Source organism: Devosia sp. (assembly GCF_025809055.1).
Taxonomy (GTDB): domain Bacteria; phylum Pseudomonadota; class Alphaproteobacteria; order Rhizobiales; family Devosiaceae; genus Devosia.
In genome coordinates this window covers 1,351,479-1,373,648 of the sequence record NZ_CP075529.1, presented here as the reverse complement: position 1 = coordinate 1,373,648, position 22,170 = coordinate 1,351,479, and the positions used below count along the sequence as shown (strand labels likewise).

Here is a 22,170-nt window from a genome sequence, read left to right as displayed (position 1 = left end):
ACGATGGCAGGTCGACGCGAGCTCGCCGGACGAATGGCCTTGTGTCCGCAACCGTCCATCACGACGCGGCCTTGTCGAAATCACCGGCTCGCCATTGCCGTTCGAGCCCTTGTTCGGCGGTACGGATGGCTAGATGCAGTTTGTCCTGATCCGTGGCGTGCTGGCGGGCTACATAGATGAGGCGCTCGACGAGCCGCGCGGCACTGCCGATGTTTCTTCCGAATGCGTTCGGCTTCTGGGTCCGGCGACCGGCGCCCTGCATTTCTACAATGCCCAGAGCGCTCTCGATGCGCAACAAGGCATTCCTGATACGGGTTTTCGAGACTCCCGTCTCAGAGCCGTAGGCTCCTGCCGGCGCCGCCTTGCCATCGTCGTAGAGCAATTCCGCCAACCGCGCCAAGAGCAGCAGCTCCCCCAGCGTGACATCGGGTTCTAGCTTGGGTCTGGTCGCCATCGTGCCTCCTGGCTCCCAGGCTGGCACGGACGCTTGAAGAAACTGTTGACGATGACGGGATTTCGCCACCGGCTGATGGCATTTCGCCATCTTCGGATGGGATTTCGAAATCATCTGATGGCATTTCGACATCTTCAGAAGACATTTCACCATCAGCCGATCGCCATTCGCCATCAGCTGATGGCATTTCGACATCTCGCGATGGGATTTCGACGTCACCCGAGTGAGGCAGCCGCCTTTGGACGCACCCGAGCGACGCGGCATTCCAAAGTTGCAAATAATTCCTACTTGCAAAAACTATCGTTCGAGCGTCTTATTGCGAACCGTTCGCAACAAGGGCGACCCATGACAACCCAGCATGAAACAGAGAAGGTTTCGCGGCGCAGCCTCATCGCCGGCATCGCGGCTGCCGGCGGCACTGCGGCATTTGCCGGCGTCGCCGCGGCTCAATCCATGCCCGGGCATGACATGGCGGCGATGCAAGACGATGCCCCCAGCGCTGTGAACCCTTACTCGGCTCCGTCCATTCACGAAGGTGGTCATGGGCAGATGATCACCGTGGGGCGAGTGGATGCGGCGGCCAACGGCTTCGACCCCACGGCCATGCTCACCGATTGGGATTTCGGGACGGTGTCGCTCATGGAGGATGGCAGGGTCTTGCGCACCTTCGAGGTGGAGGCCATCGACAAGGACATCGAGATTGCCCCCGGCGTGACGTTTCCGGCCTGGACCTTCAACGGTCGCGTGCCCGGCCCCGCCCTGAGAGCCAAGGAGGGCGAGCGGTTGCGGATCGTCTTCCGCAACTACGGGTCCCATCCTCATTCCATGCATTTCCACGGCATTCATTCCTGGCGCATGGACGGCGTGCCGGGAGCCGGCCTCATCAATCCGGGCGAGGAATTCATCTATGAGTTCGACGCCAGGCCGTTCGGCTGCCATCTCTACCATTGCCATGCCCTGCCGCTGAAGCGGCACATGCACAAGGGCATGTACGGCGCCTTCGTCATCGATCCCGACCCGGAGCTGCATCCCGAATTCGCCGATGCCGCGCGATCGCGCCTTTACGGCACGCCGGAGAACGCACGCTGGCAGGAACTGGTGATGGTGATGAACGCCTTCGACACCAATTTCGACAACGCGAACGAGTTCTACGCTGTCAACACCGTCGCCCATGCCTTCGCGCAGCAGCCGATCCGCATCGAGAAGTCGCGACCGGTACGCATCTATCTCGTCAACGTCACCGAGTTTGACCCGATCAACTCGTTTCACCTGCACGCCAATTTCTTCGACTATTTCGATACCGGTACGACCCTGACGCCGACGCTGCGCACGGTGGACCTCATCATGCAGTGCCAGGCGCAACGGGGCATCCTCGAGTTCAGCTATGCCGAGCACGAAGCCGGTCCATACATGTTCCACGCCCATCAGGCCGAGTTCACGGAACTGGGCTGGATGGGCATGTTCGATGTGGTGGAGGCCTGAGATGACCGACACGTCCCCTGGTGCGCCGACCGCCGGATGGCGCCGCTTCGCCTGGCTGCTCGCGCCGCTGCTGGTACTCGCGGTTGCGGTGGCTTGGATCGCTTCGGTCGATCCCCTGCGCAGCTTCAACAACGGTGCTCCGCCGGTCGAGGCGATCGCCTTCGAGCGCGTCGTCCTCGACAGCGGCGGCATCAAGACCTTCATCCGCGCGGGCGGCTCCGAACCGATGACGATCGCCCAAGTCCAGATAGACAACGCCTATTGGACCTTTACCATGGACCCGCCCGGGCCGCTGGCGCGCGGCAGCACGGCCTGGTTGCAGGTTCCGTATCCGTGGGTGCTCGGAGAGGCACATCGGATCAATCTCGTCACCAATACCGGTGCCACCTTCGAGCACGAGATCCCAGTGGCCGTGCCGACGCCGGTGGCCACGCAAGGCCAGCTCACCCAGCAGGCGATCGTGGGGGCAATCGTGGGCATCCTGCCGGTGGCCATCGGGCTCATGTTCTATCCGGCGCTGCGCGGGATGGGTAGTTTGGGCATGGGATTCCTGCTCGCGCTGACGGTGGGCCTGCTCGCTTTCCTCCTGGTCGACATGACGTTCGAGGCGCTGGAACTCTCACTGCAATCAGCCGCCCTGTTCCAGGGACAGGCCATGGTTATCCTCGCGGCCCTGTCCACCTTCCTGATCCTGATGGGGATCGGGCGTCGATCCGGGCAGCCGGAAGGCCTGGCCCTCGCCTTCTACATCGCCTTCGGCATCGGTCTGCACAATTTCGGCGAGGGGCTGGCGATCGGCGCCGCCTTCACCGCCGGCTCCGCGGGCCTCGGCACCTTCCTCGTTCTCGGCTTCGCCATCCACAATGTCACCGAAGGCATCGGCATCGCCGCCCCCATGGTCGACAGGCGCCCGCCGCTCTGGACCTTCGGCGCCCTGACCCTGGTCGCGGGCCTGCCAGCGGTCTTCGGCATGTGGTTGGGCAGCCTTGCCTACGGCCCGCAATGGTCGGCGCTCGCCCTGGGTATCGGGGCCGGCGCCATCCTGCAGGTCATCGTCGAGGTAACGAGCTATTTCCTGCGCCGGGCCGAACGGGAGGGACAATCCTGGCTCTCGGCCCCGGTGCTGTCGGGCTTCTTGATCGGCCTGGCATTCATGTATGTGACCGCGGCGGTGATCAAGATCTAGCTACTCAAATCGTGTCCGCCTCCCAGACAGTGCCGCGCGGGTCGACCTGGACGGTGACGTGATCGATGTCGTACCGGGACTTTAGCCATCCCGACACCAGGGTGGGCAGGGTCAGAGGATCTATCCCGTCCGCGGGCACGACGTGAACGGTCGCGACCACCGTCTCGTCGGTGAGGGTCCAGGCGTGGAAATGCCCGGCTTTGTCGATCTCGGGCAGTTCCGCCATTTCCGCTTCCGCCCTGCGCGCATCCAGCCCGCGGGGCACGGCCTGCAGCAGGACGCGTATGGATTCCTTGACCAGCGTCCAGGCCGAGCGGACGACCAGGATGGCCACCAGGACGGACAGGATCGGATCGAGCAGCGTCCAGCCGGTCAGCATGATGCCGATGGCCGCGGCGATGGCGCCCACCGAGCCTAGGAGATCGCCGATGACGTGAAGGAAGGCGCCCTTGAGGTTGCTATCACCTTTCGTTCCGTGTGAGAGAATCCAGGCGCCCGCGAGGTTGACGATCAAGCCGATGACGGCGACGACCAGCATCGGCCCCGCCAGCACTTCGTGCGGATCGTTGATGCGGTTGATCGCCTCCCAGGTTATCCAGGCGACGAGGAGGAGGAGTGAGGCGCCGTTGGCCAGGGCCGCCAGCACCCGCACGCGATGGAAGCCGTAGGTGCGCGTGCTGTCCACGGGACGGCGCGCCACGCGATAGGCGATGAGCGCCAGGAGCAGAGCGGCGGCGTCCGAGACCATGTGGCCGGAATCCGCGATCAGGGCTAGCGATCCCGAGAACCACCCGCCGACGGCCTGCACCGCCGCGTAGCCTGCCGTGAAGATGAAGACGAAACGGATGCGCCTCTCGTTGTCAGCCGTCACCGTCTGGCCGTGATCGTGCCCGTCGTCGTTCCCGTGGCCAGTGGCCGCTTCGTTTCCCGCCATTTTCGACCTGTTCCTTTCGGATCGTTGCTGCCTGCTCGTCTCTATCTCAAGGTGACCGGTACAAGATCCCTGTCCAGTGCCTCCGAGAAATCCGGTGCCACGCCGAGCATCGGCGCCACGCGCTGGATTATCCTCCCGCTGACCGCGCCGGCGTTCCACCCGGCGGTGGTTCCCGATTGCGGGTTCTCGGCCTTGGGTTCGTCCACCATGATCACCATGGCGTAGCGCGGCGCGTCCATGGGGAAGACCGAGGCGAAGAAGTTCGTGACCTTGCTCGAGGAATAGGCGCCGTCCACCACCTTTTCCGCCGTTCCCGTCTTCCCGCCGGTCCGGTAACCGAGGGTCTCCCGGTTCATCTGCGTCCCCGACCCCTCCAAGGCGTTGAGGCGCAGGAGGTAGCGCATGGCGGCGCTCGTCTCGGGCGCCAGGACGCGCTGATACACGGCTTCCGCATCGGCCATCTCGCGCTTGTACAGGGTCGGCGCGATGTAGTTGCCGCCATTGGCTATGGCCGAATAGGCAGCGGCCATGTGCAGCATAGAGACCGAGAGGCCGTGGCCGAACGAGGCCGTCGCCGCCTCGACCTCCGCGAAGGAGGACTTGACCGACGGCAGCCGCATCTCCGGCAATTCGAAGGGCACGCGCCGGTCGAGGCCGATGGTGGTCAGGAACGCGCGGAAATTGTCCGCGCCCATGGCCTGCATGACGCGGATCGTGCCGATGTTGGATGAGTATTTGAACACTTCAGGCAGGCTGAGGATCCTGTTCTTGCCGCGGAAGTCGCTGATGGTGTAGCGACCGAAGCGGACCCCGAAGCGGGCGTCGAACGTGTCGGTCATTGACACGGCACCCGCGTCGAGAGAACCGGCCAGGGTGATTGTCTTGAAAATCGAGCCGACCTCGAAAATGCCCGAGGTGACGCGGTTGAAGGTATCCTTGACCAGAGCGGTCGACGGCTCGTTCGGGTCGAAATCCGGCAGCGAGGCCAATGCCACGACCTCGCCGGTACGGATGTCCATCATGACGCCTGCTGTGGCAATGGCCTGATAGCGGGTCATGGCATCGGTCAACTGGGCATACATGACGTGCTGGACGCGCATGTCCACGCTCAGCTCCACTGGCGTCAGCGCATTGCCGCGCGCCAACCCGAGCTCCTGCAGCAGCGCCACGGATTCGGTATCCATATAGCGCTCGATGCCGGAGATTCCCTGGTTGTCCACATTGGTGGAGCCAAGGATGTGCGAGGCCTCCCGCATTCCGGGGTAGAACCGCTTGGATTCGGTGATGAAGTCGATGCCGGGAATGCCCAGCCGCATGACCTGCTGCTCGATGGCCGGCGTTAACTCCCGCTTTACCCAGACGAAACCCTGCTCGCCGGTCAGCCGGTTGCGCAGCCAGGACTCGTCGAGATCGGGCAGGACGGTCCGCAATTTCTCAACCGCCTCCTCCACGTCGACGATGCGGCGCGGCTCGGCGTAGAGCGAGGGCACGCGGATATCGACCGCCATCTCCAGGCCGTTGCGGTCGAGGATCGGCGGTCTGGTGGCGGTGATGGCGTCACGCGTCTGGCCCTCGATGGTCTGGTCGGTCTCGACCATACCGAGCTGCACCAGCCGCCCGCCGACCAGGACGAAGCCGAGCACGACGCCCAGGATCATCCAGCGGATGCGCGACCGCGTGAGGTCGCCGCGCTGCTTGCGGGCGCCGTCGAGCGCGATGGTCTCGGCCATTGCCATGGTCGTGGCTCCATCAACTCTCGAACGTGACCTTGCCCGCCATGTCGAATTCGTAGACGTCGTCCCGAAAGCTGACGATGCCCTGCCTGTTGGCCCAGGCCGAGATATAGGTCGTATGGATCTCGACCGGATTGCGGACATCCACGTCGGTCCGAGCACCGTTGGTGAAGACATCCGCTATTTCCGTGGGCCCCCAGTCGCCGTTGTCGCGCAGGACCCAGGCCACGAAATCTTGCACCTGGTCGACGCGGACGCAGCCGGAGGACAGGAAGCGGGCATTGTCGCCGAACAGGCCTTTGGTCGGCGTGTCGTGCAGGAACACGGAATGCGGGTTGTGGAAATTGATCCTGACATTGCCCATGGCGTTGAGCGGTCCTGGGTCCTGCCGGAAGCGGTAGTTGACCGCCTGCTCGGTCTGCCAGTCGATGTCGGTCGGCTGCAGTTCCCGCCCGTCGCCGTCGTAGATGCGGATGCCCTGCTCGGTGAGGTAGTTCGGGTTCTCGTTCATGTATTTTATGAGATCGTTCCGGATGATCGAGACCGGGACGTTCCAGAACGGATTGAAGTTGATCTGGTGGATGCGGCTCTTGAGGATCGGCGTTTGCCGGTCGATGCGCCCCACCACGGCGGTGTGGCGGCGGGAGACCATGCCGCCCTCGACGATCTCGATGAAGGCGGCGGGGATGTTGACCACGACATAGCGGTCGGCGAGACGGGCCGCCATGTTCTGCACCCGTAGCAGATTGAGGCGCAACTGGTGCAGACGCGTTTCCGCGGGGACGTTGAGAGCATACCAGGTTGCCTCGTCGACCTCCCCGCTCACGCGCAAGCCGTGACGAGCCTGAAACCGCCGCAGGGCGGCATCGGTTGGCGCGTCGAAGACCTCATCGACATTGTCCACCATCGCCATGTCGGCGGATGAGAGCAAGCGACGCTTGAGCTGGATCACCCCGTCGCGGGAGACGCCCATGGTGACGCCGTAGGTCTCCTGCGGCACCTGTTCCCAGCCGCCGGCCAGCACGAATGGTTCGTATTGGGCGATCGCCATCTGCAGGTTGTTGGCGGTGTCGTAGGAGAGGATAGGCTCCACCGTGTCGATGGCCTGTAGCGCCGCGGCGCTGTTGGCTTCGCGGTCCGCGTCCGTGAGGGAGCGGTCGCGGTTCATCATGCTCCAGAGCGATTGGGCGTAGGTCGGGGAGGCGAACGGCAAGGTCGCCGCCATTCCCAGGGGAAAGAGTCGAATGAAGTCTCTGCGTTTCATGGTGCGGTCCAATGGATTCCGGTCCGAATGGGCGACGAATGGGCGCTCGATGGCCGCAATCGTCGATTGCTCGCTCGTTCATCCGCGAGGCCGCGGAGCCGCTCGGCTCCTTCGGTTCACGGCTGGCGCTCAGGCGATGCGCGGAGGCCGGAAAGGCTTGGACGGAGGCTTCGGCAGGTCGGCGGCATCCCGGGTATTGCCATGGGCGACCTGGGCGGAACCGTCCCAGAGGATCTGTTCGAAGGCAGTTGTGGGCAGGAACGCCACCACGGAGCAGCACGGGGTGGAATGGAGGGGCTCCGTGCCGGAGCCGATTTCGGGCGCTGACGTGTGCGCGACCGCGACCGCGTTCGCGACGCCGGTTCCGGACTCGAGCGCAACCGGCTGGTGCAATGCGATCACCAGCGCCAAGATCGCGATGAGAGCGGGCAGCACCCTGCGGCCTAAATCCAACACATCTTCACCCAGCGGACGCACGAGGTCATATCAGCGGATCATCCTTATCGTACGGTTAAATCCGGCGATATTGGGGAATGGACGTCGGTGCATGACGATATCGCCCGAGCCGGAGCACGGTGTTCCCGAGAGCGAGCCGGGCGCGCCGATGGCATGGCTAACAGTCCGTTAGGCGGCCGACTAAAACTCGATTCAAAATTGCTTCGTAGTTTTTCGATCAGGGCAATTCGCGACGCCCATCGTGGTCTCCATCAGGGAGATCGTGATGATGAAAGCTGCTGGCACCATTCTATTGGCACTTGTCGCGATAGTTTTGTCGTTGAGCGTTGCCGCACCGGCAGCCGCGAACGAAGGCCACTCCGCCTTCGCCTCGATAGGCGACCGGACGTCGATTCCCTTCGGCCATGCCGAATTCTGCCAGCGTCGGCCTTCCGAATGCCAATCCACCGACATGGTCCGGAGCGTTGCGCTCGATGAAGCGCTCTGGCGCGACCTGGTGGAGGTCAACTACCACTACAATGTCGCGATCAAGCCCATCAGCGACCAGGATTTCTACGGCGTCGAGGAATTCTGGACCTATCCCACCGACGGGTACGGCGATTGCGAGGACTATGCGCTGGCCAAGCGAGCCGCGCTAATCGAACGCAACTGGGCCCCGTCCACCTTGCTGTTGACAGTGGTGACCCAGCCCAACGGGGCTGGTCATGCGGTATTGATGGTTCGGACCGACCGGGGCGATTTCGTCCTCGACAACCAAGCGGCCGAGATCAAGCTGTGGACCGATACGCCCTATACCTATCTGAAGCGTCAGAGCCAGGCCCATGCCGCCCAATGGGTCGACATCCTCGGCGGACGGAATGGCGCGACGACGGTGACGGCGGGCTACTAGGCTAGGGCGAGCGAAGCCTGTTTCGCTGCCGGCGATGCTGCCTGCGCTTCTCGCATCGACCCCTGTCGGCTTGCGCGGTGACAACGGTGTCCTATGGCAGCCTCGAACCGGCGGCGACGATACTTGTCCGCGGCTTCACGGGGCTTTGAAGTCGCCGTCGTTGCGGAACGACGAGGCGGAGGTCAGCATGGGGCGTTCAATTCCGGCGGTGCGTCTTGCGTATTTTCGATGTGGTCCTGCTCGTGCTGGGGGTGATGACGGTCTTCATGCTCGCCTCGTGGATGCCCATGCATCCGCCGCACCATTCGCTCAGCGGTGTCGAGCCAGGTGTCTTCGCAGCAGGTGATCGACGATGACGGCGGCGTCCGCGCTGACCCCCATCACCAGCCCCGAGGCCCGGTTCCTCTGCCAGGGCAGCCCGACGAAATAGAGACCCTCTACGGGAGATATGCCGTCGTCGTGCCGCACGACGCCGTTCCCGTCCAGCACGTTCTCGACGTCGATGAGGGACCAGTCCGCTTTATAGCCGATCGCCCACACGACGGCGGCTGGCCGTACCGCGGACCCGTCCGCGAAGCCAACCATGCCAGCGGCAACGCCCGTTGCGCGCGGCTTGATCCGGATGCCCTCGGCAGCGAGATCGCTCAGCGCCCGCCGCCCCCTGTTGGGGAACGGATCGCTCCGCCGCATCGCCCTTCCGCGCAGGGATCGCGTCGGCGCTCGCACCAGGCCGGTGACGTCCAGCCACCACCAGAGGCTCTTCCCCAACAGGCGTTCGGGCAGGAGCCGTCTCGGTCGCCCGGTGGCGAGAACGACTTCGCGCTTCGGTCTCGCCAGCACGGCGATATCGCGCCCGCTGGCGCCGTCGCCGACGACCAGGAGCGGCCCCGGCGGCAGATGGCTGCCGTCGCCGAATTCCTCGGCAGGCATTGCCGCTACCTCGGACGGGAGCGCCGCGGCCCAGGAGGGGACGATCGGGTCACGGAACGCGCCGGTCGCCATGACGACCGCATCGGCGGCGATGGTGTCGAAACCGGAACCCGAGACGATAAATCGGCCCCCGCTATCCCGGGTGATCGAGGCGACCACGGCTCGGTGCTCTACGGGCAGGCGGAAGCGTGCGGCATAGGCTTCGAGATAGTCGGCGAACTCGTCCTTGTCGGGATATCCGGTCGGCTCGCCGGCCATTGCCATCCCGCCCAGGCCGCTATAAACGCGCGGGGTGAACAGCGTCAGCCCCTCATATCGCCGTCTCCAGGAATCGCCTGTGCGATCCCCGGCATCGAAGATAGCGAAATCCAGGCCGGCATCGGCGAGCAACCGTCCTGTCGCAAGGCCCGCCTGGCCGGCACCGATGACGACGACGTCGAGCCGCTTCATTGGATGAGGCGCCGCAGCTTTTGGAGGCGCGTCTCGAACGGTTCCTCGCCATCCAGCGTGCCGAAGAAGGCACCGTCGGCATCGGCGAGATGGACGCTGGCGCTGTGCTCCATCGTGTAGTCACCGCCTTCGAGCGGAACCCTCTCGAAGAAGATGTAGCGGGCCTTGGCCATGCTCGATACGTCCGCGACGGTCCCGGTCAGGCCGACGATGCGGTCGTCGAAATAGTCGACGTAGTCCTTCATGGTCGCCACGTCGTCGCGTTCGGGATCGACGCTCACGAAGACGACCTGCAGTCGGTCGGCGTCCGGTCCGAGCGCTTCCAGCAGCGCCGACATTTCCGACAATGTGGTCGGGCAGACGTCGGGACACTGGGTGAAGCCGTAGAACCAGGCCGATGGCTTGCCGAGGAAGTCGGCTTCGGTGACCTCCTCGCCGTCCTGGTCCACCAGCGTGAACGCCGTCGCATAGACGGTCTGGCCGGCGTCCGTCGATGCAGTGCGCGGGACGAAATAGACATAGGCCAACCCAGCTCCCGCCACCACGACGAGAGACCACAGGACAATACGGAGGAGACGCAGGGAGCTCACTGGGCGTGTTCCCCGTGGCCGGGCGCTCGGGTGGTCGAGCGCTCTTCTATCCTGAAGGTGACCTCGACCCGCCCCGCCTTCTCGAAGACGAGAATGGCCGGCAGCTCATCGCCGACAACATAGCGCTTGTCGGGGCCGATGAACATGGCATGCGTGCCGTCCGAGCCGAGCCAGACCATCTCGCCGGCGGGCAGTTCGATGCCATCGGTCAGAGGCTGCATACGGGCGATACCGTCGGTCACCACCGACCGATGCAGTTCGACCTTCTCGGCGGCGGTGCTCTCGATCCCGATCAGTCGATCGTCCTCGTCGCCTTGATTGTACAGCGACACGTAGCCGCCGAGCACGCGGGCGCTCGGTGGCGCCTCCTCGATCATTGGGTGATCGATGTAGATCGCCCCGGCATCGAAATCATGGGCAATGGCCCCGGGAGTGATGGCGAACGCCGCGATGGCGATCAGGAGAAGTCTTTTCATTGCGATACCTGTTCGGTGGCCGGCGGCGTGACGACTGGCGCGTCGTGGCCGCCCGTAAGTCGAAAGAGGATGCCCGGCAGGAACGCATAGGCGAACAGCGCGAGCATCAGGAGCCATAGCGTCCATTGGAAGATGCGGAGGACCAGTGGCGGCTTAGTCTGCATGGTGCCCGCCGGATTTGAATGCGTCGCGAAGTCTCATGAGGCTTCCGTTTCCCCGGGCCTGAGGTTGGCGCCCGCGCGACCGAACGCATCGCCCAGGGCGAGCAGCACCGCTCCGGCGATCCAGACATGAGCGAGATTGAGGCGAAGAAGGGGCGCGGAGACGGGCCCGATCGACACCAACGTCGTCATCGTTCCGCTGAAGACGATCTCGAGCAGATTGGCGGCCCCACCCGCCAGCAGCGCCGCGCAGGCCAGATGCTCGACGCTGCGGTGGCTGCCGCGGAGCCGGATCAGAACCACGAGGGCAATGATCGTCACCGCGAGTGTCGGCCAGACTGGCAGCGCGGCGTTCGGGCGAACCAGATAGTCGATCGAGATCCCGGGCAGAAGACCGTGGAAGCCGTCCATCGCCCCCACCAGCTCCGCGGCCAGGGTTCTCGAGGCCAAGTCGAGGGCCATGAGCCAGACGAACACGAAATACGGCACTATTCCCTTCATGCACGTGGTCCGATCCCCTTCCAGGCCAGCAATCGCATGGCGTTGGCTGTGACGAGGACGGTGGCGCCGGTATCGGCGAGGATGGCGGGCCAGAGCCCGGTGATGCCGATGACCGTCGTCACCAGGAACACCGCCTTGAGGCCGAGAGCTATGGTGATGTTCTGGCCGATATTGGCCATGGTGGACCGCGACAGGACCATCATGTTGGCGATGTCGGTCACCCTGCCGTGCAGCACGGCGGCGTCGGCGGTTTCGAGCGCCACGTCGGTACCGCCGCCCATGGCGATGCCGATATCCGCCGCGGCCAATGCGGGCGCGTCGTTGATGCCGTCCCCGACCTTGGCGACGATCCGGCCCTGTGCCTTGAGTTCTCCGACGATGCGCTGCTTGTCCTGCGGCAGCAGCTCGGCGCGCGGCTCGATGCCGAGGCTCGCGCCGATGGCGGCGGCCGTTCGCTTGTTGTCGCCGGTCAGCATTACGATATCGGCGCCGAGGCGCTTGATTTCCGCGAGACCGGTACGGGCGTCGTCGCGTGGTTCGTCGCGCATGGCGATGATGCCGGCGAAAGTGTTGTCGACGAGCAGCACCGAGGCGGTCTTGCCCTCGTCGTTGAGCTTTTCGATCCGGGTCATCAGATCGCCGGCGACGCCGGCCATTTGGGCCGCGGCCTTGGGCGAGCCGAGGAACAACTCCTTGCCATCCACGGTGCCGACCACGCCCTTGCCGCCGACCGCACCGGCCTTGTCGGCCCGGGCCGGTTCGATCCCGTCCGCCTTGGCGCGGGCCAGGATCGCCGTGGCGAGCGGATGGCTCGATCCGACCTCGAGCGCCGCCGACAGCGCGAGAACCTCTCGCTCCGGCCTGCCGACGCCGATGATATCGGTGACCTTCGGCCTGCCTTCGGTCAGAGTGCCGGTCTTGTCGAGCGCCACCATGTCGATCTTGCCCAATTGCTCAAGCACCGCGCCGCCCTTCATGAGAAGGCCGCGACGGGCACCCGCCGAAAGCGCAGCGGCGATGGCGGCGGGCGTCGAGATGACCAGGGCGCACGGGCAGCCGATCAGAAGCACTGCAAGACCCTTGTAGACCCATTCGCTCCAGGGCTCGCCCAGGAACAGGGGTGGCAGCACGGCGATGAGCGCGGCCACGACCATGACGCCGGGCGTGTAGTATTTCGAGAAGCGGTCGATGAAGCGTTCGGTGGGCGCCTTGGATTCCTGCGCCTCCTCCACCAGGGCGATGATGCGCGAGATCGTGTTGTCCGCCGCTGCGGCGGTGACCCGAACACGCAATGCGCCTTCCTGGGTGATGGTGCCGGCGAAGACCTGATCCTCGACCTGCTTGCGCTTGGGCACGGATTCGCCGGTGACCGGCGCTTCGTCCACGGCACTGTCGCCGGAGACGACGACGCCATCGGCAGGGACGCGGTCGCCCGGTCGAACCAGGACCACATCGCCCACTGCCAATTGATCTGCGAGCACTTCCACGACCTTGTCGCCCGCTTCCCGCAACGCGATGCGCGGAACCAGATTGGCCAGTGCCTTGATGCTGGCCCGCGCCCGCCCGGTTGCGACGCCTTCCAGCAGTTCGCCGACGAGGAAGAGCAGTACCACGATGGCCGCTTCTTCCGCCGCGTTGATGAAGACGGCGCCGATCGCGGCGACCGTCATCAGCGTTTCGATGGAGAACGGGCTGCCGTTGATCGCCCCCATCCAGGCGCGCCGGGCGATGGGGATCAGCCCGACGAACATGGCGACGATGAAGACCCACTGCGCGATAGCGGGGATGAGCTGGCCGGCGACGAAGGCCAGAGCCACGGCGATGCCGCACAGGATCGTCAGCTTGGCCTTGGAGGACTGCCACCAGGGTCCGTCCTCGAAGCCATGGTCGTGGCCGTGCATACCCGACAGGGTCTCGGCCCGCTTCGGCTTTTCCGACGGGCCGTGGTCGTGGTCGGCATGGTCGTGTCCCGAGTGATCATGCTCCGCATGGTCATGGCCGGATTGGTCGTGACCGGCATGATCATGAGCCTCCTCGCTCTTGTCGGCTCCTGCACCGCGCGCCGGCAATGGCGCCGTCTTGTACCCGAGGCTCGACACCTTCCGGGCGATGGCGCCCAGGTCGGCATCCGTGTGCTTGACGGTCATGGAGGCGCCCACGACGGAGACCGAGACGTCTTCCACGCCGGGCAGGCGTCGCACAGCGGTATCCACCTTGGAGGCACAGCTCGCGCAATCCATGCCCTCGACACGGAAGCGTGACGTTTCAATCCTTGCCGACATCGCAATCGCTCCTTGCAAACCTTCGTGCCGGCCTACATGCTCTAGCCGCTATAGGAGCAAGCGAAAAATGAATCACGGGATTGCGATCGGCAAGGTGTCGGAGGCCAGCGGGGTGAAGGTGCCGACCATCCGCTACTACGAGCAGATCGGCCTGCTGCCCGCCCCGCCGCGCACGGATGGCGGACGGCGCACCTACGACGGCAAGGATACCGAACGCCTGACCTTCATCCGCCATTCCCGCGAGCTCGGTTTCGATATTGACGAGATCAAGACCTTGCTGGAGCTGCAGGATTCGCCCGACCAGTCCTGCGAGCAGGCGGACGGGATCGCCAAGGCGCACCTGGTGGAGGTCAGGAAGAAGATCGCCAGCCTCACCGCCTTGCAGCACGAATTGGAGCGCATGGTCGAGGGCTGCAGCCACGGTCGCGTCGAGACCTGCCGGGTCATCGAGATCCTGGCCGATCACGGCAAATGCCGGTATCACGGTGAGACCTGACACCCGGCCTGCGACAGTTCAGCGCAATACGGTCGGAACCGCACCGAAACCCACCGCGTCAGCACGACATCACGTGGTCGTGAACGTGGTCGCCGATTGTCCGCCTTTTTCCATGCCTTCAAATTCCACCCACGAATCGCGGGGACATGACGGGGCAGATGCTGGGCGGGCACAAGAAATCGGGGAGACGGCGCGTCGGGACTTTCGACGGGCTCGGCGCACGGGCCCTGGACTACAGGGACGAGGCGGCTCTCACCACGCGTTCGGCGGACGGAAAGGAGCCCGGGTCGCGGGAACTGAGCGGCGCCTGGCTCGCCGGAACCGTCCTCACGGGCCTAACGTCGGTCCTTCTCATGGGGGCCGCGCTCTACGTCTCGTTCTCGGATATCGAGGGCTACTCGACCGCCTACAAATCGCTCGAGGTCGAACGCGATGTGCCGCCGGCTGCCGCTGACGGCAAGACGAGCAGGGCGCGACCGGTGCTGGAGACGCGGTCCGACCGGGAGGTCGTCTCCGCAAGCGTCATGGCCAGCGACGGGGCTTCGGAGGTCATCCGCAACGCATCCTTCGTGCGGGTCTCGGCCACCCTGGCCACCTCGCAGACCGCCTTGACGGACGATGTCGTCGCCTATTCGCCGGAGAACTATATCGAGGCGTTGCCGGACGATGCCTTTTCCGAGGTGGCTATACAGATCAGCACCGACGTTCTGGGAGCGCCCGCGGCGGAGGTGAGCATCAGCTATGCCGCCCTCCCGTCCGGCTACGTGCCGCGGCGGGCGATCAGCGATGCCATCGCCGCCGCCTATGTGGGCGCGACTTCATGGGGCGACTATTCCGAGCCGGGGGTCGCGATGGCCTATTTCGGATCGGACGCGACCGCGCGAGCCAGCGCGCCGCTGGCCGGAATGGCCGAGAACGTCACCGTCGTGCCCAAGACCACAATGGCCGGAGACAGCCGGGCGACGTCCGAACGTATCGTAAAACTCGACGTCGCCGGGCCGCTCCTCGACACGCTGGTCACCCATGGTTTCACACCTGGCTCCGCAGCGGAAGTGCAGGAGATGATCCGCAACCTCTATCGGCTCTCGACCCTGGAGGCCGGATCGCGCCTGCGCATCCTGCTCGGCCCGTCCGGCAATGGCGGTGGACTCGTTCCTTACCGGCTCAGCATCTATCTGCACGACGACGCCTCCAACAGCGATCGGCACGCGGTCACCGTCGCCCTGACCGATACCGGTCGCTACGTCGTGGCCCTCGCGCCGCCGGACATCCCCTTCTCGGAGGAAAGCACCGAGCAGATCGATGTGGCCAATCTGCCCAGCATCTACCAGTCGATCTGGGAGACGGGCCGCCGCAACGATGTCGCTGACGAGGTCATCTCCCAGATCGTGGCCCTCGTCGCCTATGATACGGACCTGACCCGCCGCGTGCAGCCCGGCGACGGGATCGAGCTGCTCACCGCCGCGCCCGGGGACGGCGCGAGCGAGCAATTGCTCTATGCCGCGATTTCCCTCGGCAATGCGAAGCGACGGTTCTATCGCTATGCCGGACCGGACGGCACGGTCGCGTTCTTCGACGAGCAGGGCGAGAGCGGCAAGCGCTTCCTGCTGCGTCGTCCGCTGGAGGGCGGCGGTCGCCTGACCTCTGCGATGGGAACACGCATCGACCCGTTCAACGGCGGCAATGCGAACCACGAGGGGACGGATTTCGCCGCCCCGCGCGGCACGCCGATCTATGCCGCCGCCGATGGCGTCGTCGACATGGCGCAGTGGTATTCCGGGTACGGCAGATACGTGCAGATCAAGCACCTGAACGGTTATCAGACCGCCTATGCGCATATGAACGCCATCGCCGACGGCATCACGCCCGGTGTCCGCGTCCGCCAGGGCCAGGTCATCGGCTATGTCGGCTCGACGGGCCGGTCCACCGGCAATCACCTGCATTTCGAACTCGAGATCAACGGGCGCATCGCCGATCCCCTGGAGATCAAGCTGCCCCGGGCGAAGACCCTGCCGCCCCAATACATGGAAGACCTGCGCCGGACCATGGAACAGGTTCGGTCCATCATGGACATGCCGGCGGGCGGCTCCACCCACGCCTGATGGCATCTCGGGATTTCATCCGAGAAGACCGCCCCACCTGACGACATTGCTGTCGGATTCCAGCTGCCTATGCTGTCAAAGGCAAGACGCTGCCAGTCTATATTGTGCTGGGTCCACCTATGAGAACGATTGACACAATCGCAATCCTTCGCCGGTAATCAGGTAAAATACTCGCGTGGGGACGGCGAAAATGGATTGGAAGACGCTCACAACCAAAGATCGGTTCTATCAGGATCGAATGGACGGAGCGGATAATCCTGACGCCGAAGGTTTCACGCTGTTTCAACAGGATGCGCAAAGGATACTGTACAGCAGTGCTTTTCGTCGGCTACAGGGCAAGACGCAAGTCCATCCCTTTCCGAGCTATGACTATCTGCGGACGCGACTGACCCACAGCATCGAGGTCGCCAATGTCGCCCGGTCGATAGCAACGAGAATAGCGGACATCCTTCAGAAGGATGACGATACGGTGAACCCAGTCGATTGGGGCGACATCGTATACTGCGCGAGCCTCATCCACGACATCGGGAATCCGCCTTTCGGCCATGTCGGCGAGTACGCGATCCAGTCATGGTTCGAAGACAACAAGGAAAAGGGAGCGATCGGCGACGTTATGGGCGACGGGCGATATGCCGGGGATTTTTTGGGCTTCGAGGGTAATGCCCAGGGTTTCCGTGTCGTCACCCGCCTCGCCGGCTGGCGGGAGCAGGGGGGCCTGCGGTTGACCAATTCCGTGCTGGCATCATTCATCAAGTATCCCTATGGATCGACCAAACGCTTCTCGTCCCGCTACAAGTCGCCGGGAAAATCGAAGTTCGGCTTTACATGGGACGACAGGGATGCTGCCGCGGAGGTGTTCAAGTCTGTCGGGATACCCCATAAGGAGCAGGAAGGATATGCAAGGCATCCCTTCGTGCATATCCTCGAGGCAGCCGATGACATCTGCTACCGCACGACCGATATCGAGGACGCTTTTCGGATAGGCCACCTGCAATTCAAGGCTGCGGAAACATTGCTTCGTCCGTTGGCGGAGAAAGGCGGCGATCCCAAACGGTATAACGAAATCCCGGAAGCCGAGGAGCAGGATAGGATCGCCTACCTGAGGTCCGGAGCGATCGTGGGTCTCTCGAAGATCGCGGTTCGCCGTTTCATCGATATGAAGGATACGATCGAGGCGGACAGCCTGGGGCAGGACCTGATCAAGGATCCCAACGTGGCCGGTGATCTGGAGGCGATCGCCGAGGCCTGCAGGGACAAGGTCTACAAGGAACGGCGAAAGCTCGAGACCGAGAGCGCCGGCATAACCATTCTATCCTATCTGCTCGAGCATCTGACCGGCATGGCCATGTCGAAGGCATCGGGCAAGGATCTCAAGACCAAGGAGCGCCATCTCTACGATCTGCTCCCGAGCCACTCCCGGGCCGCTTTGGATGCAGCCGGCCTGAACAAGTACAAGGCGCTTCTGGTCATCACGGACTACATCTCGGGGATGACCGATCGTTACGCCCACGAACTGTTCCTGAAGCTCAACGGCACCAGCCCGCTGATAGGGCGGATGACCTGATTCAGGAGTTGACGAGTTCTTCGCGGTGCTTTTCGACCAACGTGCTCGCCAACTCGATCAAGGCGTTGTTCACGTTGGTGCCGGCGAAGTCGTTTCCTATCGTCGCGTAGAGCCGCCCCACGACGGTGTCCATCGCCGCGGTCGTGTCGATCGGCTGATTGTGGGACTGCGCTTCTTCGATTCGCTTCAGAGTTCCATCGACGATCTGACGTGCAATGGGTGAGAGCTCGGACCTGGACATCGCTAAACCTGTCTTGCTCGGACTGATTTGGAACGTTACCGGAACATGAATACCATGGAACGGCGACCGAATCTTCTACCGAGATGCGTCTGCATTATTCTATCCCCACATTTCGGTTAGCAAATGCATAAATCAACGGGCCGCCGATAACAGTTTCTTGGACGACCAATGGTCGTGACCACGAACGCGTTCCACGGAGCGCTGCAGTTGCCGGCGTCGAGGCGGCTGTTCCTGCGGTCGGCACAGGGCTGCTTTGGGCAAGGTGTGCCCGCCCCGGTTGTGGTTTTCCGTCACCGTTGGTCGAGTCGGGTCTTCTGGACCCCGATAGCTCTTTGACCCGCCATGACGAAATCCACGATGGATGTCTTGAAGGCGTCGTAGTCCTCCTCGTCGCCCATCCCCATCGATACCCCCAGAGCTCTCGCGATAGGCACGAAAAGGGCTATTGCGATCCAGATGACGTTGGATTGATCCGTCTCTCCGGGCTGTGGCGCCGCCAGATCGAAATAGGAGTGATGGCTCTTGCCGGGGTGGATCTCCGCTTCGTCGCGCAGGTTGAGCGCCAGTCCGTGCTGCTCGTACTCGTCCAGCACATGGGTAGCGTCGAAGAAGGGGATGGTCCTCCACACGCCTGCTATCCTGATCTTGACGGACATCTTCTCGGTCCAGCCGAATTCCTTAGCCAAGGCCAGGTGCTTCCGGGCCAGCGCCATGAGAACGATCATCAGCAGGTTCAGGTCGATGACTGTCGGATCCTTGTAGCGCTGCTGGCGGCAAAGCCCGATGAATCGATCGGCGTGATCGTATCCCCGGAACAACGCGTGCAGGCTCGCGAGATTGCCGCCGCGGAATTTCGGCAGGGGGACGACGATCTCGCTGCAGAAGTCCGTCCGCAGGGTCCATGTGAGCGTCAGGGACTGGGGGTCGGTGATTTGGGCCTGTCGGCAGACATAGGCGCCCGTGGCGCGATAGACGTTGTCGAAGGAGAGCGTGAAGTCGCCGCTCGTATCCCGCATTATCTCCCGGATCTTTCCGATGGGGACGTCCTTCACGGGTTCATGGTCGCCCCAGAAATCGGCGATGAGGAAGATGCGGACATGCGCGACGTCTTCCTCGGCCTCGGAAGTCTCGAGATCGCGGTTCGTCCATTCCGCGAAATGGTCGGTGACCTTGGTGGAGCGTGCCGACAGAAGATCGAGAATGTGGCGATCCGTTTCGTGACGCGGTTCCGAGCCGTCCGCCACGCGCCTATAGATCCGACCGTCCTTGTGGATGAATGGGGCATCCGCGCCCCATGGCACGCGGACGGCGACCACGCAGCGATCTTCCGGCAGACCGATGCCGGGCTCGGGACCGAACAGCGCCTTCGCCTCGAAATACGGCGTCGGCTGGATATGGTTCGCAGCGCTCTGGCGAATGCGCTGCAGCAGGGCGTCGGCCTCCTGTCGCGGGATGCCCGGGAATTCGCCCGCGACGGCATCATCCTTGGACTTCTCCGCAATTCCGTAGAAGATCCATCCCCCATAGGTATTGGCGAACGCGGAGATGGACTTTGCAACGGCGCCCGCATTCGACACCTCCCGCTTGTACTCGACGTACCACCCCTCTGCCACGCCCCTGAGAACGGCGAGGTCGGCGGGTACGATGTCGACAATACTCTTCGAGAACGGGTTGAAATCGTGACGCATGGGTGCACCTGTGCGAACGGCAGCCTCTGCCGGGCCGGCTCGAAGCTGCCTATGTCGGGCGAGTCGAGCAAGTACGGTGGGAAACGGCGGCTAGACCCGATCGTCCGATGCTGCAGGACAGGCGCCGAGGGGATCGAGCGGGTTGGTACGCGGATCATTGCGGTTGAACACGTAGCGCTTTTCGCAGACGTCCCAGTCGGGCGGCTTGCGGTTCCGATCGAAGAGATCGGTGCCTTCCTTGAGGTTGGCCCAGAAGGCCGCGTGCGGACTTGAGGCATTGGCCGCCATGTTGGCGTCCGTCATGCGGAAGGGCAGCAATTGCACCTGGAAGGAACGATTGCCTCCCGTGAAGGATTCGCGCGCCAGGGCGTAGATTTCCTTGATCTGGTCGTCGGTCACGGCATAGCAGCCTACCGACTTGCAGTCGCCGTGGATCATGAGGTTGGTGCCGGTGCGGCCCCAGGCACGGTCGAACTTGTTCGGGAAGCCGACGTTGAACGACAGCCAGTAGGACGATTTCGGGTTCATCAGCCCAGGCGTGACGTCGTAGAAGCCCTCGGGGGACTGGTAGTCGCCTTCGCGGAACTTGGGTCCGAGCTCGCCCGACCAGTTGCAGATCTCGTAGGTCTTGAACAAGGCATAATCGCCGGTATTGGTCCGCTTCCAGACCTCCAGTTCCGAGCTCTGCTTGTAGACGCGGATCACCATGGGCTCGGTCGGCGACGATCCCATCGCCGCCAGGCGTTGCACCGTGTCGCGGCTGAGCGGGACCATATGGCGGTTGTCCCCGACGAACTGGCTGCTGCACGCCGAGAGGACGATCACGGAGATCAGCAGGACGAGGGCCCGGAAGGCGAAGCTTGGCATGGCGGTCCCGTTCATTTTTCGGCAACCATATGGCGGCGGGGTTACCGGAAGGTTTTCCGTGCCGCAGATGTGATCGACGACAGCCGAAACCCTCCTTACCATCCGGTCGTACGAGCCGAGAGGAAAAGCCGTTGCGAACCGCGCCGATCGCCAACCGTGTATTGTGCGATATGTCGGAGATATTCCGTCTGCTGGGTGACCCCACAAGGCTCGGGATATTGCTGTGCTGCCTCGAGGAAGCGAAGGCCGTTGGCCGGATCGCGGACGAGCTCTCGCTCCAGCAGACCTCGGTGAGCCGCCACCTGCGCCTGTTGCGCGGTGCCGGGCTCGTCGCTCGCGAGCGGGACGGCAAGTGGGTATTCTACAGGGTCGGGGACGACCATGTCAGAAGCATTCTGGCAAATGTCGTCGCCCATCTCGACGAAGAAGCCGACGTTTGATTGCGGGCGGGAGGGACCCGCGCGAGGCTTCCTCACTCCTTACGAACGAGGTCCGTGTCGTGTTCGATGCCGTCAGCGGCCTCGATCTCGATGGTCGCGTGGTCGATGTCGAAATCGTCGTGCAATTCCCGCTTCAGCCGTTCCTTCAGCGCGGTCGCCGCGGATAGTTCGGGCTCATCGACGATCAGGTGGACTTGCAGAGCGGTCCGATCCTCGCTGATGCGCCAGACGTGGAGGTGATGCACGTCCGATACGCCGGCAGTGCCTTGCAGCCTTGCGACCAGTTCGTCGTGGTGGAAACCTTTCGGCGCGCTGTCCATCAGCACCGCGATCGCCTCGCGGATTTCCCGCGACGCATGGATGAGGACGTAGACCGCGATCATGGCGGTGACGACGGGGTCGATCCATGAGACAGCCGGGCCCCAGACCATGATCGCGACGCCGCTGGCTATCACCGCCACCGTGGCTAGGGCATCGGCGATCATGTGCAGGAAGGTGCTGCGCACGTTGAGGCTGCCGAGATCCTTGCGCAACACCCAGGCGGCGGCGACGTCCTCGACGAAGGCGATGGCTCCCACGATCAATACCGTCGTGGCCACGACTTCTGTCGGCTCGAACAGGCGGGAACCCGCTTCGTAGAGCAGGTAGAGGCCGATCATGATGAGCGCAGTGAGGTTGATGAGCGCTCCGACCGTCTCGGCCCGGGCATAGCCGAAGGTCCGCTTTTCGTTGGCGGCGCGCCTGGAGATGCGCCAGGCGATATAGGAGACCAGCACCGCTCCGGCATCGGAGAGATTGTGCGCCGCATCGGCTATGAGCGCCAGCGATCCCGAAAGAACGCCGCCGACGACTTCGGCAACGGTAATGCCGAGGTTCAGCGCCAGGGCGATCAGCAAACGGTGGCCGCGATCGGGCGATCGATCCGCCGTTCCTTCGTGCGCGTGAGCCATTCGAGCCTCCTCGGAGCCTCAACGCATCCGGACG

The 22,170-nt window shown here is 63.8% G+C and carries 22 protein-coding genes; 7 read left to right on the top strand and 15 right to left on the bottom strand.

Annotation, left to right across the window (positions count from 1 at the left end):
• Positions 1–58 precede the first annotated feature (58 nt).
• Positions 59–718: a hypothetical protein gene (locus KIT02_RS06725; protein WP_297583939.1), complete on the bottom strand. Its 660-nt coding sequence runs from the start codon at positions 716–718 to the stop codon at positions 59–61.
• Between the two features lie 81 nt (positions 719–799).
• On the opposite strand from KIT02_RS06725, the gene KIT02_RS06720 reads away from it, so the two are divergent.
• Positions 800–1,936: a multicopper oxidase domain-containing protein gene (locus KIT02_RS06720; RefSeq protein WP_198874875.1), complete on the top strand. Its 1,137-nt coding sequence runs from the start codon at positions 800–802 to the stop codon at positions 1,934–1,936.
• Position 1,937: 1 nt separating this feature from the next.
• Positions 1,938–3,122, top strand: coding sequence for a ZIP family metal transporter (locus tag KIT02_RS06715; protein WP_297583936.1), 1,185 nt, complete (start codon positions 1,938–1,940; stop codon positions 3,120–3,122).
• Between the two features lie 4 nt (positions 3,123–3,126).
• Here the strand turns inward: KIT02_RS06715 and KIT02_RS06710 are convergent, their stop codons facing one another.
• The 4 genes from KIT02_RS06710 to KIT02_RS06695 form a co-directional block, all read right to left on the bottom strand.
• A complete protein-coding gene (locus KIT02_RS06710; protein WP_198874873.1) occupies positions 3,127–4,056 on the bottom strand; it encodes a cation diffusion facilitator family transporter in 930 nt (309 codons plus the stop codon).
• A gap of 41 nt (positions 4,057–4,097) precedes the next feature.
• The gene (locus KIT02_RS06705; protein ID WP_297583933.1) at positions 4,098–5,792 is read right to left on the bottom strand and encodes a penicillin-binding protein 2; all 1,695 of its coding nucleotides are present in this window, start codon (positions 5,790–5,792) and stop codon (positions 4,098–4,100) included.
• Positions 5,793–5,805: 13 nt separating this feature from the next.
• On the bottom strand, positions 5,806–7,053 hold the full coding sequence (locus KIT02_RS06700; protein ID WP_198874871.1) for a L,D-transpeptidase family protein: 1,248 nt from the start codon (positions 7,051–7,053) through the stop codon (positions 5,806–5,808).
• 129 nt (positions 7,054–7,182) lie between these two features.
• Positions 7,183–7,530, bottom strand: a complete 348-nt coding sequence (locus KIT02_RS06695) for a hypothetical protein (RefSeq protein WP_198874870.1) — start codon at positions 7,528–7,530, stop codon at positions 7,183–7,185.
• Positions 7,531–7,774: 244 nt separating this feature from the next.
• Here KIT02_RS06695 and KIT02_RS06690 point away from each other — a divergent pair, with 244 nt between their 5' ends.
• Complete coding sequence (locus KIT02_RS06690; RefSeq protein WP_236020629.1) at positions 7,775–8,398, top strand: transglutaminase-like cysteine peptidase; 624 nt, start codon at positions 7,775–7,777, stop codon at positions 8,396–8,398.
• A gap of 309 nt (positions 8,399–8,707) precedes the next feature.
• Here the strand turns inward: KIT02_RS06690 and KIT02_RS06685 are convergent, their stop codons facing one another.
• Genes KIT02_RS06685 through KIT02_RS06660 form a run of 6 tightly spaced genes read right to left on the bottom strand, consistent with a single transcriptional unit; the run spans position 8,708 to position 13,788 of the window.
• Complete coding sequence (locus tag KIT02_RS06685; RefSeq protein WP_297583926.1) at positions 8,708–9,778, bottom strand: NAD(P)/FAD-dependent oxidoreductase; 1,071 nt, start codon at positions 9,776–9,778, stop codon at positions 8,708–8,710.
• Complete coding sequence (locus KIT02_RS06680; RefSeq protein WP_198874868.1) at positions 9,775–10,368, bottom strand: SCO family protein; 594 nt, start codon at positions 10,366–10,368, stop codon at positions 9,775–9,777. Before KIT02_RS06680 ends, KIT02_RS06685 begins: the two co-directional genes overlap by 4 nt.
• Positions 10,365–10,844: a copper chaperone PCu(A)C gene (locus KIT02_RS06675; RefSeq protein WP_198874867.1), complete on the bottom strand. Its 480-nt coding sequence runs from the start codon at positions 10,842–10,844 to the stop codon at positions 10,365–10,367. The genes KIT02_RS06680 and KIT02_RS06675 overlap by 4 nt, the downstream gene beginning before the upstream one ends.
• The gene (locus KIT02_RS06670; RefSeq protein WP_198874866.1) at positions 10,841–11,008 is read right to left on the bottom strand and encodes a hypothetical protein; all 168 of its coding nucleotides are present in this window, start codon (positions 11,006–11,008) and stop codon (positions 10,841–10,843) included. Before KIT02_RS06670 ends, KIT02_RS06675 begins: the two co-directional genes overlap by 4 nt.
• 33 nt (positions 11,009–11,041) lie before the next feature.
• Complete coding sequence (locus KIT02_RS06665) at positions 11,042–11,506, bottom strand: hypothetical protein (RefSeq protein ID WP_198874865.1); 465 nt, start codon at positions 11,504–11,506, stop codon at positions 11,042–11,044.
• Positions 11,503–13,788, bottom strand: coding sequence for a heavy metal translocating P-type ATPase (locus tag KIT02_RS06660; RefSeq protein WP_297583920.1), 2,286 nt, complete (start codon positions 13,786–13,788; stop codon positions 11,503–11,505). The genes KIT02_RS06665 and KIT02_RS06660 overlap by 4 nt, the downstream gene beginning before the upstream one ends.
• A 67-nt stretch (positions 13,789–13,855) precedes the next feature.
• Between KIT02_RS06660 and KIT02_RS06655 the strand changes: the two genes are divergently transcribed.
• From KIT02_RS06655 to dgt, 3 genes are all read left to right on the top strand, one after another.
• The gene (locus KIT02_RS06655; protein ID WP_198874863.1) at positions 13,856–14,284 is read left to right on the top strand and encodes a helix-turn-helix domain-containing protein; all 429 of its coding nucleotides are present in this window, start codon (positions 13,856–13,858) and stop codon (positions 14,282–14,284) included.
• A gap of 146 nt (positions 14,285–14,430) precedes the next feature.
• Entirely contained in the window at positions 14,431–16,386 is a 1,956-nt protein-coding gene (locus KIT02_RS06650; RefSeq protein WP_297583917.1) for a M23 family metallopeptidase, read from the top strand.
• A 190-nt stretch (positions 16,387–16,576) separates the two neighbouring features.
• Positions 16,577–17,950 carry a dGTP triphosphohydrolase gene (gene dgt / locus KIT02_RS06645; protein ID WP_198874861.1) on the top strand — a complete coding sequence of 458 codons (1,374 nt, stop codon included), beginning with the start codon at positions 16,577–16,579 and terminating at the stop codon, positions 17,948–17,950.
• Position 17,951: 1 nt separating this feature from the next.
• On the opposite strand, the gene KIT02_RS06640 is transcribed toward dgt, so the two are convergent.
• The 3 genes from KIT02_RS06640 to KIT02_RS06630 all read right to left on the bottom strand — a co-directional run bounded on the left by KIT02_RS06640 (position 17,952) and on the right by KIT02_RS06630 (position 20,746).
• Positions 17,952–18,191, bottom strand: a complete 240-nt coding sequence (locus tag KIT02_RS06640) for a hypothetical protein (RefSeq protein ID WP_198874860.1) — start codon at positions 18,189–18,191, stop codon at positions 17,952–17,954.
• Between the two features lie 290 nt (positions 18,192–18,481).
• Positions 18,482–19,879: an ATP-binding protein gene (locus tag KIT02_RS06635; protein ID WP_297583914.1), complete on the bottom strand. Its 1,398-nt coding sequence runs from the start codon at positions 19,877–19,879 to the stop codon at positions 18,482–18,484.
• 90 nt (positions 19,880–19,969) lie between these two features.
• Positions 19,970–20,746, bottom strand: coding sequence for a murein L,D-transpeptidase family protein (locus tag KIT02_RS06630; protein WP_236020628.1), 777 nt, complete (start codon positions 20,744–20,746; stop codon positions 19,970–19,972).
• A 131-nt stretch (positions 20,747–20,877) separates the two neighbouring features.
• Here KIT02_RS06630 and KIT02_RS06625 point away from each other — a divergent pair, with 131 nt between their 5' ends.
• Positions 20,878–21,186, top strand: a complete 309-nt coding sequence (locus KIT02_RS06625) for a metalloregulator ArsR/SmtB family transcription factor (protein ID WP_236020627.1) — start codon at positions 20,878–20,880, stop codon at positions 21,184–21,186.
• 32 nt (positions 21,187–21,218) lie between these two features.
• On the opposite strand, the gene KIT02_RS06620 is transcribed toward KIT02_RS06625, so the two are convergent.
• Complete coding sequence (locus KIT02_RS06620) at positions 21,219–22,136, bottom strand: cation diffusion facilitator family transporter (protein ID WP_198874858.1); 918 nt, start codon at positions 22,134–22,136, stop codon at positions 21,219–21,221.
• Between the last annotated feature and the right edge of the window lie 34 nt (positions 22,137–22,170).

Bases quoted from the DNA above. Each gene is read 5' to 3' on its own strand.
- dgt (WP_198874861.1), top strand. From the start codon at position 16,577: ATGGATTGGAAGACGCTCACAACCAAAGATCGGTTCTATCAGGATCGA.
- KIT02_RS06715 (WP_297583936.1), top strand. From the start codon at position 1,938: ATGACCGACACGTCCCCTGGTGCGCCGACCGCCGGATGGCGCCGCTTC.
- KIT02_RS06660 (WP_297583920.1), bottom strand. From the start codon at position 13,788: ATGTCGGCAAGGATTGAAACGTCACGCTTCCGTGTCGAGGGCATGGAT.
- KIT02_RS06685 (WP_297583926.1), bottom strand. From the start codon at position 9,778: ATGAAGCGGCTCGACGTCGTCGTCATCGGTGCCGGCCAGGCGGGCCTT.
- KIT02_RS06630 (WP_236020628.1), bottom strand. From the start codon at position 20,746: ATGCCAAGCTTCGCCTTCCGGGCCCTCGTCCTGCTGATCTCCGTGATC.
- KIT02_RS06705 (WP_297583933.1), bottom strand. From the start codon at position 5,792: ATGGCAATGGCCGAGACCATCGCGCTCGACGGCGCCCGCAAGCAGCGC.
- KIT02_RS06710 (WP_198874873.1), bottom strand. From the start codon at position 4,056: ATGGCGGGAAACGAAGCGGCCACTGGCCACGGGAACGACGACGGGCAC.
- KIT02_RS06725 (WP_297583939.1), bottom strand. From the start codon at position 718: ATGCCGCGTCGCTCGGGTGCGTCCAAAGGCGGCTGCCTCACTCGGGTG.
- KIT02_RS06700 (WP_198874871.1), bottom strand. From the start codon at position 7,053: ATGAAACGCAGAGACTTCATTCGACTCTTTCCCCTGGGAATGGCGGCG.
- KIT02_RS06670 (WP_198874866.1), bottom strand. From the start codon at position 11,008: ATGCAGACTAAGCCGCCACTGGTCCTCCGCATCTTCCAATGGACGCTA.
- KIT02_RS06640 (WP_198874860.1), bottom strand. From the start codon at position 18,191: ATGTCCAGGTCCGAGCTCTCACCCATTGCACGTCAGATCGTCGATGGA.
- KIT02_RS06655 (WP_198874863.1), top strand. From the start codon at position 13,856: ATGAATCACGGGATTGCGATCGGCAAGGTGTCGGAGGCCAGCGGGGTG.
- KIT02_RS06665 (WP_198874865.1), bottom strand. From the start codon at position 11,506: ATGAAGGGAATAGTGCCGTATTTCGTGTTCGTCTGGCTCATGGCCCTC.
- KIT02_RS06620 (WP_198874858.1), bottom strand. From the start codon at position 22,136: ATGGCTCACGCGCACGAAGGAACGGCGGATCGATCGCCCGATCGCGGC.
- KIT02_RS06690 (WP_236020629.1), top strand. From the start codon at position 7,775: ATGATGAAAGCTGCTGGCACCATTCTATTGGCACTTGTCGCGATAGTT.
- KIT02_RS06720 (WP_198874875.1), top strand. From the start codon at position 800: ATGACAACCCAGCATGAAACAGAGAAGGTTTCGCGGCGCAGCCTCATC.
- KIT02_RS06635 (WP_297583914.1), bottom strand. From the start codon at position 19,879: ATGCGTCACGATTTCAACCCGTTCTCGAAGAGTATTGTCGACATCGTA.
- KIT02_RS06650 (WP_297583917.1), top strand. From the start codon at position 14,431: ATGACGGGGCAGATGCTGGGCGGGCACAAGAAATCGGGGAGACGGCGC.
- KIT02_RS06675 (WP_198874867.1), bottom strand. From the start codon at position 10,844: ATGAAAAGACTTCTCCTGATCGCCATCGCGGCGTTCGCCATCACTCCC.